This window comes from Thermosynechococcus sp. HY213 (assembly GCF_031460975.1).
GTDB lineage: Bacteria > Cyanobacteriota > Cyanobacteriia > Thermosynechococcales > Thermosynechococcaceae > Thermosynechococcus.
In genome coordinates this window covers 48214-63228 of record NZ_JAVKVB010000003.1, presented here as the reverse complement: position 1 = coordinate 63228, position 15015 = coordinate 48214, and the positions used below count along the sequence as shown (strand labels likewise).

Here is a 15015-nt window from a genome sequence, read left to right as displayed (position 1 = left end):
TTAGCTACTGGTGGCACTAGCAAAGCGGATTTTCAGGTAGTCCGCCTCCATTTTCGCGCCCACCGGTTGCAGTGCTGCTAATCCTTGGGGGAGCACCATATTACGACGATGGTTACCAATGCGGATATTCAACTCATCTGCCGTCTTGTTCAGTTCAATTTTTTCCTTGGGTACCCCCGGTAGATAGAGTTCAAGGCTGTACTGGCCATCACTGGGCACCACCCGAATCGTTTGCTCTTGGTAATAAACCTGAGCTGGATCTTCATCAGCGTAGAGGGTCTCCTTCAGGCGGTGCAGTGCCGCTAAACCACAGAGTTCCTCAGCAAACAGGGGCACTTCCTTCACCGGTAGCGGGCGGAAATTGTCGTGAATTTCTTGACGGTATTGCTGCTGCATTTCTTTCCAGCGGGCAAAGAAGGGATCCTGTACCGTGTTCGGCAGAATACGGTTTGCAATGACTAAGTCGGTGGCCACGTTATAGAGGCTAAGATAGGCATGGGCGCGCAGCGACTCCTTAATCACCATCTTTTCTGGATTGGTGACCAAGCGCACTGAGGTTTGCGTGTTGTCGGTGAGGACTTTTTCGAGGGCTTCAATCTGCTCATAGAATTCATAGGGCGCATCCATCACCTCTTGATCGGGCAAAGAGAACCCCACCAAGGGCTTGAAAATTGGCTCCACAATCGGTCGCAAGGCCACGGACATCCGCTGTAGGGGTTTATAGAAGCGGCGCATGTACCAGCCGCTCACCTCGGGTAGACTCAACAGCCGCAGTGCCGTACCTGTGGGGGCAGAGTCAATAATTAAGACATCGTATTGGCCTTCGTCATAGTGGCGTTTCATGCGCACAAGGGCAAAAATTTCATCCATCCCCGGCAAAATCGCCAATTCTTCAGCTTGAACGCCCTCTAGCCCGCGCGCCTGCAAGACTTGGGTAATGTAGCGCTTCACCGCACCCCAGTTGTCCTCCAGTTCCATGAGAGCATCGAGTTCCGCTCCCCAGAGATTTTCGGCGACGGGCACAGGGACATGCCCCAATTCAAGGTCAAAACTATCAGCAAGGGAGTGGGCGGGATCGGTGCTCAGCACCAGCGTTTTGTACCCCAACTCAGCACAGCGTAACCCCGTTGCTGCCGCCACTGAGGTTTTACCAACGCCACCTTTGCCAGTCATTAAAATTACGCGCATGGGAAGGCCCTGCCCTAAACACGGTTGCTTAAAATATCTTAACCCTTGAGCTTGTCCTCAGGGGGGGCGATCGCTCGCAATCAATGGAAATAAAATCATTAAGAAAAATAAATAAATACAACTACTTATTTAGCTTTACTAACAATAATTTAGGCCTCTCCCCGATCCCTTGGGGCAAATATTAAGTTAATGCTTAAGCCCTTGCAGTTTATAACTGTTTTCAAGGGTTTGTAACGGGAAATATATTTGGACTTATCACGACTATGACCACAACTCTCCAACGTCGCGAAAGCGCGAATTTGTGGGAGCGGTTTTGTAACTGGGTGACCAGCACCGATAACCGCCTCTATGTGGGCTGGTTCGGTGTGATTATGATCCCCACCCTGCTGGCCGCAACCATTTGCTTTGTGATTGCTTTCATCGCTGCTCCCCCTGTGGACATCGATGGCATCCGTGAGCCTGTTTCTGGCTCCTTGCTCTATGGCAACAACATCATCACTGGTGCAGTGGTGCCCACCAGCAACGCCATTGGCTTGCACTTCTACCCCATTTGGGAAGCTGCTTCCCTCGATGAGTGGCTCTACAACGGTGGCCCCTACCAGTTGATTGTCTTCCACTTCCTGTTGGGTGCCTCCTGCTACATGGGGCGCCAGTGGGAACTCAGCTACCGCCTCGGTATGCGGCCTTGGATTTGCGTGGCCTACTCCGCTCCCTTGGCCTCTGCCTTTGCGGTCTTCTTGATCTACCCCATTGGTCAAGGCAGCTTCTCTGACGGGATGCCCCTCGGTATCTCCGGTACCTTCAACTTCATGATTGTGTTCCAAGCTGAGCACAACATCCTAATGCACCCCTTCCACCAATTGGGTGTGGCCGGTGTCTTTGGTGGCGCACTGTTCTCCGCCATGCACGGTTCTCTGGTGACCTCCAGCCTGATCCGTGAAACCACCGAAACGGAATCCACCAACTACGGCTACAAATTCGGTCAAGAGGAAGAAACCTACAACATCGTGGCTGCCCACGGTTACTTTGGTCGCTTGATCTTCCAATACGCCAGCTTCAACAACAGCCGTGCGCTGCACTTCTTCCTCGCCGCTTGGCCGGTGGTCGGGGTTTGGTTCACCGCTCTGGGTATCAGCACGATGGCCTTCAACCTCAACGGGTTTAACTTCAACCACTCGGTCATTGATGCCAAGGGCAACGTGATCAACACCTGGGCAGACATCATCAACCGTGCCAACTTGGGTATGGAAGTGATGCACGAGCGCAATGCTCACAACTTCCCCCTCGACTTGGCTAGCGCTGAATCTGCTCCTGTGGCCATGATTGCTCCCAGCATCAACAGCTAAGCAACACTCATCTGCTGAACTTTGACACAGCCGCTCCTGCCCTAGGGGCGGTTTTTTATTGCGTTATAGCCCACAGGCATTAACACGCTCAACACGGTAAGAAACCACGTCTCAGAGACGCTGCTACCCGCCCAACGTCAATCTAAAAGATTGATAAAAGTCAATGGATAGACAAAGGTCTTTTGATTCTATAAAAGCCGACCTCAAACCCCTTGCCGCTCAGAAATATAACCATATAATCAATAAATAGGAGCTTGCAGCGTTCGTTGCTGCTGCTTAAGTTCTGTTGTTATTCATGGATTCATAACGACTATGACTACAGTTCTGCAACGTCGTCAGACAGCGAATCTGTGGGAGCGTTTTTGCGATTGGATTACCAGCACAGAAAACCGCCTTTATATTGGCTGGTTTGGGGTGATCATGATCCCGACGCTCCTTGCCGCAACGATTTGCTTTGTCATTGCTTTTATTGCGGCACCCCCCGTGGATATTGATGGTATCCGTGAGCCTGTCTCTGGCTCCTTGCTCTATGGCAACAACATCATTACAGCGGCAGTGGTGCCCTCCTCTAATGCCATTGGGCTACACCTCTACCCGATCTGGGATGCTGCTTCCCTCGATGAGTGGCTCTACAACGGTGGTCCTTATCAACTGATTGTTTTCCACTTCCTGATCGGCATTTTCTGCTACATGGGTCGGGAATGGGAACTCAGCTACCGTCTGGGGATGCGGCCTTGGATTCCCGTGGCCTTCTCGGCTCCCGTGGCAGCGGCAACGGCTGTGCTGTTGATCTACCCCATTGGTCAAGGCAGCTTTTCCGATGGCCTGATGCTGGGCATTTCCGGTACGTTTAACTTCATGATTGTGTTCCAAGCTGAGCACAACATCCTCATGCACCCCTTCCACATGCTGGGTGTGGCGGGTGTCTTTGGTGGTGCCCTGTTTGCCGCTATGCACGGTTCTCTGGTGACCTCCAGCCTGATCCGTGAAACCACCGAAACCGAATCCACCAACTATGGCTACAAGTTTGGTCAAGAGGAAGAAACCTACAACATCGTGGCAGCTCACGGTTACTTTGGTCGGCTGATCTTCCAATACGCCAGTTTCAACAATAGCCGCTCGCTGCACTTCTTCCTCGCTGCTTGGCCAGTGGTGGGCATCTGGTTTGCTGCCCTTGGCATTAGCACGATGGCCTTTAACCTCAATGGCTTCAACTTCAACCACTCCGTTGTGGATGCGCAAGGGAATGTCATCAATACTTGGGCCGACATCATCAACCGCGCCAACATTGGGATTGAGGTGATGCACGAACGTAATGCCCACAACTTCCCCCTCGACTTGGCAAGCGGTGAATCGGCTCCTGTGGCGATGATTGCCCCAAGCATTGAAGCCTAAACAGGTCGCTCCTAAACCTCTCTAGTGATAAGTCCAAATATCGCTCCCCACAGGGGGGCTTTTTTTGTCGCGATTATTGAGCAGGGAGTTGATACTGATCAACAATTTTTTTGGCAAAGGCGGGCACGTGAGCAGCCAGTTTTTGGGGATAGTTGCGCCGCACATAGAGATAGTTGCGGGTGAAGTGGGAGTCAATGGAAAAGCGGGCATATTCAAGCCCTTTGGGACCAATGCGCTCAATTACTAGGCCGACTAGTTTCGCCGCCCACATGGGGAGCGTGACGCCTTTATCGTAGGCAGGAATGCTTTGTTGCACGGCAGCGTGGCGATCGCCGGCACTCGTAACAGGCTGAATGTCTAACTGATCGCGCACGAGGTCAAGCATTTCTTGGCCAAGCTCGTTGCGCACCACCAGCCACTGCCAACCAAAGGGGGCGCCCATGTAGCCCACGACCAGATCGGCAAGGCCATTCACGTAGTCAAAGCAACTCATGCAGGAGGGGGCAAAGACATCCTTGAGTTGATTGGTCTTGAGGCCAAAGAAGGGCACGGTTTCCGTGGAGCCGTCGCTGTGCTTGAAATGCACCCGAAAGTCTTGCATGAACTCGTAGTAAATGACGGTTGCGGGCGATCGGCTGGTGGTTTCTAGGAATTTTTGCAGACCGGCACGGGTGACATTGTCCACGCAGGGAGTGCCTAGGACGTAGAGCTTTTCAAGACCCAGTTTGTCCTGTACCGCTCGCAGCGCCTGAATTTGACAGCCAACCCCAATCACCAACAGCCGCCTGAGTCCAGATTGTTCCACCTGCTCGAGAACCGATAGATTGGGAGACAGGGTCGGTTTATTGACGCGAGCAGCGAGAATCTCTTCACGGCTGCGGGCAATCACGGGCTTGGGGGTAAAGCGATCGCTCTCGCTATTTTGAACGCAGACCACCCCTTCAACCCGCCCCGACTCCAGCATGGCAATGGCAATACTGCTGACGATGCCCGTCCACTGCGCCCCCGCAATGGGTTCGGTTTTGCGAGCCGCCATCATCTGCTGGTGAACGCCAAAGTAGCACTCATCCCAATTGTCAAGATCACGGGCACGGCCATGACTTTGCTGCTCGAGAGTCTCAAACTGCTGATTGAGGAAGGCACAGGCCTCTTTGACGTAGTGGATATAGTAGGTGTCGCAAAGACCACACTCGCTACAGAGGGCTTTGGCGGGGCGAGGGCTGCCGGGCTTGAGGGCACGGGCTTTTTGATGGGCAGCAGTCATGGGCACTTACTTCAGCAGTGAACGGGCGCGATCGCAAATCGCTTCGGGAGTGAGGCCATTGTAGGCCATGAGTTCGGCGGGGCTAGCCGTCGTTTCTCCCCGTTGCCAAGCCAAGACATCGCGGGGACAGGTGGCACGCAAAAGAATTGGCTCCAACAGTGCCGCAGGCCCGCCCGTGACTCCCAAAAGGGCATCACCACCAAAAAGTCGTTGGAAGGTGGCCTCATCGGCAAAGCCACCATCGGGTTCGGCACAGGTTTGCCAAGCCACATCCGTAGGCCGATATAGGCGGCGGGGGTTAATGACCGAGACAATGCGCACCCGATAGCCGAGCTGTTCCAACTGGGGTAGGGCACTATACACGGGCTGCAAAATCATATCCCCTAGCACCGCTAGCACCAATGTGGCACGACCACTAGCAGACTCGTAGAGGGTTACCGCGCCCTCATCAAGGGCCTGTTCGGTTTGGGCAAACGTGGTGCGCACCGGCAGCGGTGTTTTACTGGCAAAGATGGCAATCCCCTTGTTTTGTGCTGTGAGTGCCCAGCGGTAGCACACTTGAATGCTGTTGGCATCCGGCGGAAAGAGGACAAAGACATTGCCATTGCGCAATAGGGCAGCGTAGTAGGCTTCGATTTCTGGGCGTTGGTGCGTCCAGCCATTGCGCCCCTGCTCAAGGGCACCGGCGGTAAAGAGGGTTACTGTGGCTGGCGTCGGACGGCGCAGCTCTGCCATGGCTTGGGTGACGGTTTGCCAAATGGGGAGACCATTAATGGCAAAGGACTCATAGGAGCACCAAAGACTGCGGCTGCCCATCAAGCAAAGCCCTGCCGCTAGACCGGCACAGGCATCTTCGCTGAGGGGTTCATAGACTTGGCCATTGGGCACTTGATTGTAGAGGGGATCCGTGGTCGGGTGAATGATCTTCAGGGCTTGGTTGATGTTGCCAATGCCAGAGGCCTCATTGCCATCGGCATTCGTGACCAGATAGCGGCGATCGCGCTGTCCCACTTCTGCCACCATGCGCCCCATCGCCGTTGTGGCTACTTTGTTTTCCCCCAAGGCATAGGCCTCAAGGGAAATCTCCCCAAGGGGCGGTAAATCTAAGACCTGCTCAGTGACCACCACCTCTGCCGCAGGCCCACCGGCCGCAGCAACACAGTTTTGGCGCACCAGTTCCCAAGCAGCGGGAGACAGGGCACGGGCTTTCAGGGCATTGACAATATCGGGGTTGTCGAGGGTGTGCTGGGCATAGAGGTTATGGGATTTTGCCCCCTTGGCATGCACGCCGGCGCCTTTCAGTTGCTTGAGGATAAAGACCGTTAACTTGCCGGAGAGAGCCGATCGCGCCGCCTCCTGTACCCCCTTGAGCACCGCCTGCATGAAGGCCAATCGCTGACCAAAGGAAAAGAGCGTGCTATCAACGTAATCCCCCTCTTGGTCGCTATCATCAAAGTCCTTGGCATCCACCAGCACCACCTCTTGGAAGCCATTGCCGTGCCAGTAGGCCATCATTTCGGGATTGGTTTTGCGGGAGACCATGCTGTGGTGCTCTTGGCTAAAGCCATTCCACACGAGGACAGGCAGGAAGTTGGTGACCTCTGGGAAAGCCGTGTGGAAGTGGGCCATACTGCTCATGACGTAGGGTTCCCCCAGACCGCCATCGCCTAAGGTGAAGGGAAAGAGGGTCTGGCGGTGCAACCAAGCAGCGGCCATGGCAAAGTGCTGCCCCTGTCCGAGGGGGCCGGCGGGGGCAAGAATTCCCGGAATATAGCCAGAGAGATGACCCAGAAGGCCATGTTTTTCGCGGAAGCGATCGCGCAGGTCTTGAACCGTATAAATGCCCATTTTTTCGAGGGAGCGATCCAAGAACATGGCGGCATAGAAGCCGGGGGCATGGTGCCCCACTTCCGTGATGATATTCTTGTGCCCCAACATCACTAGGGCGGCATAGGCTTCCGCTTGGCTGGCAAACCCGCCGGGGTGACCTGAGGCTTTACTGCCGGTCATCTGTAAGATCAGATAGCGGAGGGCATCGGCATAGAGCAGCGTTTGATAGGCGGCCTCGGTGGCGTCTAAGTCGGTAAGGGCAGGCTGTTGGGCATTCAGAAGCGGTGTTTGACCATAGCGATCCCAGTCTGGCCAATCGTCGCCAAAATACTGGATTCCTTCACAGAAACTGGGCACCGAAGTTACCGCTGTCATAGACCTTGACCCAACTGTTGACTGCACGCTTAGTCTCCTATCTTACAGGGGTGGGGGGCGCTCTCACGGCGGCTGGGGCAGGGAATCTCCTTGGAATGCAGGCATTGCGATGGATTGTGGCCATAGATTGATTTTTCTTGGGGAACGGGATTAACGATGGCATTGGTGATAGCGGGCGATCGCAGTGGTGTCGGCAAAACAACGGTTGCTTTGGCCTTGAATGCAGCCTTAACGGCACGGGGGCAGCGCGTCCAAACATTTAAGGTGGGTCCTGACTACATTGATCCCCTGTTTCACAGTGCTATCAGTGGCCGGCCTTGCCGTAACCTTGACGTGGTCTTGACCAGTGCTGACTATGTCCGCGCCTGTGTGGGCTATTACAGTCAGGGGATGGATGCAGTGCTCATTGAGGGAGTGATGGGGCTATTTGATGGCCGAGGGGGCAGCCATGAGGGCAGTACGGCACACATTGCCCAACTCTTGCAGGCTCCCATCCTACTGGTTTTGGATGTGCAAAAACAGGCGGCTTCCGTGGCGGCCTTGGTCTATGGCTTCTGCCACTATAATCCCTCCCTCCAGATTGCCGGCGTGGTCTTGAATCGGGTGGCCAGCGATCGCCATCGGCAAATGTTAGAAGCTGCCCTTGCCCCCCTTGGGGTGCCCATTCTCGGCATCATCTATCGCGATCAGGCCTTGGCACTCCCCAGTCGCCACCTCGGCTTAGTGCCGCCCCACGAATCAGGGGAATTTCAGCACCTCGGCGATCGCCTTGCCCATTTAGGAAACACCTGTTTTGACTGGGAGCGCCTCACGCCACTCCTTGCCCCAGCCCCCACCCCCGCAGCCCCCCCTTTTAGCGTTTCCCCCCTGACCCCAGTCACCCTTGGCGTTGCCCAAGATGCCGCCTTTCAGTTTTACTACACTGACACTCTTGATCTGCTCCACGCTTTAGGGGCAACGTTAATTCCGGTCTCACCCCTGCGGGATGCCCCCTTGCCCACCGGTCTACAGGGGTTGATCTTGGGGGGTGGCTTTCCAGAGGTGTTTGCCCCAGAGCTAGCGGCGAATCACTCGTTTCTTGAATCACTGCGGCAGGCCATTGAAGGGGGCTTAGCTCTCTATGCCGAGTGTGGTGGCCTCATGTACCTCAGCCAAGGCATCCAAACCTGCGAGGGACACTACTATCCTTTGGTGGGATACTTGCCGACGGTTGCCCGCATGGGTAAAAAACTCACCCTCGGCTATCGCCAAGCCACGGCTTTACAAACAACGGTGTGTCTGCGGGCAGGAGAGACGGTTCAAGGCCATGAATTTCACTATTCCTGTTTGAGTGTGCCGCCGCCAACGCCGCTGTGGCAATTGGACGGTCAAGCCGAGGGCTGGGGCAGTTCTCAACTCCACGCCAGTTATCTCCATCTCCATTGGGGCGGCCATCCACAGTGGGCGATTCGCTTTCTGCAGCAGGCAGCAAAGGTTGGATAATGCCACTCACGGCAACGTAATGTTTGCAGTATTTGAGGGCGCTCAATGCCGATGCGATACCGCTATAGCCTCTACGTTTGCCTTGGGGTACTTGTGACCCTCAGCGCCACTTTAGTGGCTTGGGCAACGGCGCCCTCCCAAAACTTGGCGTATTGGCAGCGGGTGATCCAACAACATCAGCAGCACCAGCAGGCGGTGGGTCAGCAGCGTCAACAACTCGAACGCCTTGAGGCAGCGGCGAGCGATCGCCTTGAGAGTTTGGAAACCAATGTGGACACAACAACGCAGCAATTAATGGCGGCCAGCGATCGCCTGCAAGCAGCGGAAAAACTGCTCAAAGACCTCAAGGAACAGCAACAAACCCTCAGCCAGCGCTACGAAGCCAGTGTGGCCGTGATTAGCGATCGCCTGCGGCGGCTCCAACGCTACCGCGAGATTCCGCAGTGGGCAATGGTCTTTGAGGCGGAAACCCTTAACGATTGGTTTGAGCAGCAGGGGCGTCTGCGTCAGGTCTATGAGCGCGATCGCCAGCACTTGGCCGCCTTGGTTCGCGATCGCCAGCGACTTCAGCAGCAGGAGCGACAAATTCAAGTGCAACAGCGCTTCATTCAAGCCCTACGCCAACAACTGCAACAGCAACAGGCCATCTATGAGCGCGAAGCTGCAAACCAACGGCAACTCATTGCTCGCCTACGGAGCGATCGCCAAGCCCTTGCCTCCATTGAAGCCCAACTCGCCCGTGATAGTGCCGCCATTCAGCAGCTCATTAACCAACGCCTCGGTTATGTCCCTAGGGGCGCCCCACCCCTTCCCCGCAGTGGTCGTCTTGCCTACCCCATTCAAGCACCGCTGACCAGTCCCTTTGGTTGGCGGATTCACCCAATTTTAGGCACACGGCGATTTCATGCTGGGGTGGATTTTGGGGCAGATTTTGGCACCCTCATCTTTGCTGCTGAAGCGGGCACCGTGATCTTTGCCGGTTGGTCAGGGGGCTACGGCCAAACCGTGATTTTGGATCATGGCGGCGGCATGACGACCCTCTATGCCCATGCCCAGCGATTGCTCGTACGAGAAGGTGAATTCGTGCAACAGGGGCAGCCCATTGCTGAAGTTGGCTCGACGGGACTCTCAACAGGCCCCCACCTCCACTTTGAAGTGCGCCTCAATGGCGAACCCAGCGATCCCTTGGCCTATCTTTAGGGGGTTGGCTGCCAAAAGACCCCAATGGCATTATTGACCCGCGTTGTTGTCACCGAATGGCGATCCACCAAGACCCCACCAATGTAGAGAGCCGTGGAACTGCCACCATCCAGATTGACGGCATTGATCAAGCCCAACTGCCGCACAATTTGTGCCCATTCGGCGAGGGTTGGCCCCATACCCCCAATACGGTTGTGGGTGGTGACCCAGACAATGCTGCCATCACTGCGGTTGCCCATGGCACTGCGGGGGGCTGCCTGCGCATCTAAACCTGCTCCAAATTGCTCCAGTGCCGCATTCAAGACCACTCGCCCCTGATCCACCAGTAGGGGACCTGCACCAACAATATTGGGAATGCTATTAAACACAGCGGGCACAGCCGTGGTTTCCAGTTGCACGGAAGCTCCCGGTGGGAAGTTGGCCAAGGCGGAATTAAAGTTACGCGCCACCAGTAGAAAGCCATCTGCGGGAATAGGAATCGCTTGATTGTTATGGATCGGTTGCTGCCCCACCACCTGCTGATTGCGCACCGTAATCACCACTTCACTGCCCGTTTTCCCTTGGTAGCTTGCGCCCCAACTGGGGGTATAGAGGGCAAGACCGGCTTGGACATAGCCAGAATTGAACGTGACAATGGGCACCGTACCGGCCGGCGTCCTCACCCGCTGCTGCAAACTCAGGCGACCGACAACCATCTGGCCGCGATCGTCCCAGCCAATGGCACCGCGATTGAGAATCGGGCCTGAGAGCCAGTTGCCCTCACTGCGAATGGCCCCCAAGGGAGCTTGGCGATCGCGATTAAAGAATCCAGCATTAATGGCGGCGGCGGCTTGCCAGCGTTGAGCCAGTTCGGGCACCGTTGCTAAGCCCACCAAGGTTGTGGGGGTCATGCCGAGGGGACGCAGACGCAGCCCCGGCTGTTGCGGATTGATGACCAGCAAATCTACTGGAAACTGGTGATTGCCGAGGGTCACGGTTTGCTGTTGCCAGCGCAGTCCCGGTGCCCATTGAATCGTACGCGGGGGGGGCGCATCCCTGCGAAAATCAATCACCAGACGCGGTGGATTGAGCAGCATTGAGGCCACTGGGCGAGCCGTGCCAGGAATTTGTGTTTCCAGTACTGTGCGATTGGGGGTAGCGGTAATTTTGACATTGGGAATCGTGGCCAATTGTCCCGTCGCCTCAATCGTCAGGCTGAGATCGCGAGGGGTAAGACCTGTGCGGCTAAAGGTGAGCCGATTCACTTGCCAAGGGGTGGGGCGGTCTAATTCAAAGACCCAGCGATCGCCCCACGGTTGTCGTCCCTGCCGCCAACTGAGAATCCGTGCCGGGGGGGTACTGATCTGGAGCGTATTCCCTTGGGGTTGCACCTGCCACTGATATTGCTCAATCCACGGTGTAATGTCCAAGTAGCGATACATGCCGTTGGGGCTAAAGCGCACCGCCAAGGGGCTAAATTGCGGCTGAAACCAAGCCACTGGTTGCTGAAACGGGTCTGTAGTATCCCCAAGAAGAACCCCGAAGCGATTGGCAAGGCCACCATCGCTAATCCCTGTGCGCAGTTGATTTTGGTTATCGCGCCACTGCTGCCAAGCCACGGGGTAGTCGCGGCCATTTAAGTTCAGGCGATCGCCTTGAATTTCCTGAGGTAATGCGATATTGGCGCTGGAGCTAGCGATCGCAAGTGCAATCCCACTGCCAACAACCCGAGAAGCCGATCTTGCCAACACGCTTAACGCCACACCCTGCCCACTGAAACTCTGCCAGTATAGTTGACCCCGTAGCGCTACAGATTGCTCCAGAGCAACAAGGATCAATTTTGGGCAACTCGGCTAGGCCTGATCTGAGGACGAGGACACCTCCTCTGGGGGCGGTGCCACTTGGGGCTGGAACTGGAAGAGAGAATACACGACATTGCGGCGAATCATCACCATCATGTCCAAGAACAGTTCATAGCCCTCCCGCTTGTACTCCACCAAGGGATCCTCTTGGCCATAGCCCCGTAGGCCGACCGACTCCCGCAGGGCATCCATCTGTTGTAGGTGCTCCCGCCACAGCAGGTCAATCTGTTGTAGGATAAAGAACCGCTCCGCTTGTCGCATCAGACCCCTTTGAATGCGCTCAATTTCCGCCTCTTTTTGCTCGTAGGCGGTGCGCACTTGCTCATGCAAAAAGGCCTGCATCTCCGGTACACTCAGTTGGGCAAGATGCTCAGGGCGCAGATCCGACAGCAAATAGACAAATTCCTGCACCTTGGCCACCAAGCCCTCTAAATCCCATTCCTCTGACGGCAGATCGGGATTGACATAGGCGGCAATGATGTCGTCCATGGTTTTTTCGGCGTACTCCAGCACCCGATCCTTGAGGTCTTCCCCTTCCAGCACCCGCCGCCGCTCAGCATAGATGGCACGCCGCTGGTTATTCATCACCTCGTCGTATTCAAAGACCTGCTTACGGATGTCATAGTAGTAGGTTTCCACCTTGCGCTGGGCATTTTCCAAGCTGCGGGTAAGGAGTCCCGACTCAATGGGCATATCCTCGTCAACGCGCAGGGCATTCATGATACTGGCGACGCGATCGCCCCCAAAGATGCGCAGTAGGTTATCCTCCAAGCTCAGGAAAAAGCGCGTGGATCCGGGGTCACCTTGGCGTCCTGCCCGTCCCCGCAACTGGTTGTCAATCCGCCGCGATTCATGGCGTTCTGTCCCAATCACGTGCAAACCACCGAGGGCGACCACTTCTTCATGTTCTTTCTTGGTGACCACCTCATATTCTTCGCGGATACGGTTAAAGGCATCCCGCAGGGCTTGAATCACAGGGTCTTGGGTCGGTGCTTTCTCCGAGGCGATCGCCAGCATATCCTCCGCCTGCAACTCCGGCAGACTGCGCTCACCATAGGTCTTAACTGCCACATCCACCGCATGGCGCAGCAGCTTTTCCGCCTCCTTACTAATTTCGCAGGGGAAGAGTCCCGGTGAAGCTTTCCAGTTTTTCTGCGCCGCCTGACTAAAGCCTTGGCCACCGCCACGATCCATTTTCAGCCCCAACAGCATCATCGGGTCGTCACTGGGGGGCATGACAATGCGAGGCATAAAGTATTCCCGCACCTTGAGGCGTGCCATGTAGTCGGCATTCCCCCCCAAGATAATGTCGGTGCCGCGGCCTGCCATATTGGTTGAGATCGTCACTGCGCCCTTGCGGCCGGCTTGGGCAATGATCTCCGACTCTCGCTCCACATTTTCAGGTTTGGCATTCAGCAGGTTATGGGGAATGTCCAACTCCCGCAGCAGTTGGGACAATAGCTCCGACTTTTCAACACTGGTGGTACCCACGAGCACTGGGCGACCCGTAGCGTGAACCTCGGCACATTCAGAGGCCACGGCCAGCCATTTACCCCGCTCCGTTTTATAGACCACATCGGGAAAGTCCCGCCGCTGGCTGGGGCGATTGGTGGGCACTACCGTCACTTCCAGCTTGTAAATTTTCTCAAATTCCGCCTCTTCCGTCTTGGCTGTCCCCGTCATCCCCGCCAACTTGGGATAGAGCAAAAAGAGATTTTGGTAGGTAATTGTGGCGAGGGTTTGGGACTCATTTTGAATCTCTAGGCCTTCCTTGGCTTCAATCGCCTGATGCAGGCCATCACTCCAGCGGCGACCCACCATGACTCGTCCCGTGAATTCATCGACAATCACCACTTCACCATTGCGGACGATGTAGTTCACATCCCGCTGGAAGAGTTCCTTGGCCTTGATGGCATTAAAGATATAGTGTGCCCAAGGGTCTTGGGGGTCATAGAGATCGCTCACCCCCAATAGTTTTTCAGCTTCGATAAACCCCTCATCGGTCATGAGGACATTACGAGCCTTTTCATCCACCTCGTAGTGCTCGTCTTTTTTCAGGAGGCGGGCAACTTCAGCCGCCTTGAGGTACTTCTCGGTGGGACGCTCCACTTGACCTGAAATAATCAGGGGCGTGCGGGCTTCGTCAATCAGTACCGAATCCACCTCGTCAATGATGCAGTAGTTGAAGGGACGCTGCACCACCTCAGCCATGGACGTAGCCATATTGTCCCGCAGGTAGTCAAAGCCAATTTCGCTGTTGGTGGCATAGGTGATATCGCAGGCATAGCTTTTCTGCCGCTCTTGGGGAGCCATGTGCTGCTGAATCAGCCCGACCGTCAGACCCAGAAAGCGATGCACCTGCCCCATCCATTCCGCATCCCGCCGTGCCAGATAGTCGTTGACTGTAACAATGTGCACCCCTTTCCCCGTCAGGGCATTCAGGTAGGCCGGCAGCGTGGCCACGAGGGTTTTCCCTTCCCCCGTTTTCATTTCGGCAATCTGGCCATCGTGGAGAATCATGCCACCGATGAGCTGGACATCAAAGTGGCGCATCCCCAGTACCCGTCGTGAGGCTTCGCGCACCACAGCAAAGGCCTCGGGCAGTAAATCATCGAGGGTCTCGCCATTGTCGAGTCGCTGCCGAAACTCAGCCGTTTTTGCCTGTAGCTCACTATCGCTGAGAGCCTGAACTTGTTCCTCCAGCAGGTTAATTTCGACCACAAGGGGCTGATACTTTTTAATCTTGCGCTGATTGGGATCGCCAAAGAGGGCTTTCAGCATGGGACGGGCACCATGGATACAAAGCTATACATTTTAATCGTATAGCAACTGCAAGTTCCTCGCTGCCTAGACGTATTGGCTGATGTCCTCTTGCCAGACATTGCTGAGGTCGGTGAGGGCACGAAACCGCAGCATCACGACTTCTTCATAAAAGGGATTGAGTTTACACAGAGGGGAATGGTGATGACTGGCCGACCCAAGAAGCAGAGGGTGCGGGCAAAGGGAGATTGGGCTGGAATAAGGCGGCAAATGCGGTGGGCGATCGCTGGCGTTGTGATCGGATAAGTCATTAGCCACTGACGGATTTTGGTCG

General features: G+C 55.5%; 11 protein-coding genes. 4 read left to right on the top strand and 7 right to left on the bottom strand.

Annotation, left to right across the window (positions count from 1 at the left end; all coding sequences use genetic code 11):
- On the bottom strand, window positions 1-1188 hold the full coding sequence (locus tag RHK62_RS00995; RefSeq protein ID WP_206200678.1) for a TRC40/GET3/ArsA family transport-energizing ATPase: 1188 nt from the start codon (window positions 1186-1188) through the stop codon (window positions 1-3).
- A 263-nt stretch (window positions 1189-1451) separates the two neighbouring features.
- Between RHK62_RS00995 and psbA (RHK62_RS00990) the strand changes: the two genes are divergently transcribed.
- On the top strand, window positions 1452-2534 hold the full coding sequence (gene psbA, locus RHK62_RS00990; protein WP_206200677.1) for a photosystem II q(b) protein: 1083 nt from the start codon (window positions 1452-1454) through the stop codon (window positions 2532-2534).
- 312 nt (window positions 2535-2846) lie between these two features.
- Window positions 2847-3929, top strand: a complete 1083-nt coding sequence (gene psbA / locus RHK62_RS00985; protein WP_181494996.1) for a photosystem II q(b) protein — start codon at window positions 2847-2849, stop codon at window positions 3927-3929.
- 73 nt (window positions 3930-4002) lie between these two features.
- Here the strand turns inward: psbA (RHK62_RS00985) and RHK62_RS00980 are convergent, their stop codons facing one another.
- Both RHK62_RS00980 and RHK62_RS00975 read right to left on the bottom strand, forming a co-directional pair.
- A complete protein-coding gene (locus RHK62_RS00980) occupies window positions 4003-5193 on the bottom strand; it encodes a Coenzyme F420 hydrogenase/dehydrogenase, beta subunit C-terminal domain (RefSeq protein ID WP_206200675.1) in 1191 nt (396 codons plus the stop codon).
- A 6-nt stretch (window positions 5194-5199) separates the two neighbouring features.
- Window positions 5200-7398 carry a phosphoketolase gene (locus tag RHK62_RS00975; RefSeq protein ID WP_206200674.1) on the bottom strand — a complete coding sequence of 733 codons (2199 nt, stop codon included), beginning with the start codon at window positions 7396-7398 and terminating at the stop codon, window positions 5200-5202.
- A gap of 156 nt (window positions 7399-7554) precedes the next feature.
- Here RHK62_RS00975 and RHK62_RS00970 point away from each other — a divergent pair, with 156 nt between their 5' ends.
- Together RHK62_RS00970 and RHK62_RS00965 are read left to right on the top strand one after the other, a co-directional pair.
- Window positions 7555-8880, top strand: a complete 1326-nt coding sequence (locus RHK62_RS00970; protein ID WP_310453129.1) for a cobyrinate a,c-diamide synthase — start codon at window positions 7555-7557, stop codon at window positions 8878-8880.
- A 45-nt stretch (window positions 8881-8925) separates the two neighbouring features.
- The gene (locus tag RHK62_RS00965) at window positions 8926-10080 is read left to right on the top strand and encodes a M23 family metallopeptidase (RefSeq protein ID WP_206200672.1); all 1155 of its coding nucleotides are present in this window, start codon (window positions 8926-8928) and stop codon (window positions 10078-10080) included.
- On the opposite strand, the gene RHK62_RS00960 is transcribed toward RHK62_RS00965, so the two are convergent.
- From RHK62_RS00960 to RHK62_RS00945, 4 genes are all read right to left on the bottom strand, one after another.
- Window positions 10077-11810 (bottom strand): phosphodiester glycosidase family protein, encoded by a 1734-nt coding sequence (locus RHK62_RS00960; RefSeq protein ID WP_310453128.1) that lies wholly within the window; start codon window positions 11808-11810, stop codon window positions 10077-10079. The two genes, RHK62_RS00965 and RHK62_RS00960, sit on opposite strands and share 4 nt — an antisense overlap.
- Before the next feature lie 102 nt (window positions 11811-11912).
- Window positions 11913-14702: a preprotein translocase subunit SecA gene (gene secA / locus RHK62_RS00955; protein ID WP_310453127.1), complete on the bottom strand. Its 2790-nt coding sequence runs from the start codon at window positions 14700-14702 to the stop codon at window positions 11913-11915.
- Between the two features lie 66 nt (window positions 14703-14768).
- Window positions 14769-14873, bottom strand: a complete 105-nt coding sequence (locus RHK62_RS00950) for a Mo-dependent nitrogenase C-terminal domain-containing protein (RefSeq protein WP_255521522.1) — start codon at window positions 14871-14873, stop codon at window positions 14769-14771.
- Entirely contained in the window at window positions 14837-14992 is a 156-nt protein-coding gene (locus RHK62_RS00945; protein WP_255521475.1) for a Mo-dependent nitrogenase C-terminal domain-containing protein, read from the bottom strand. Before RHK62_RS00945 ends, RHK62_RS00950 begins: the two co-directional genes overlap by 37 nt.
- Between the last annotated feature and the right edge of the window lie 23 nt (window positions 14993-15015).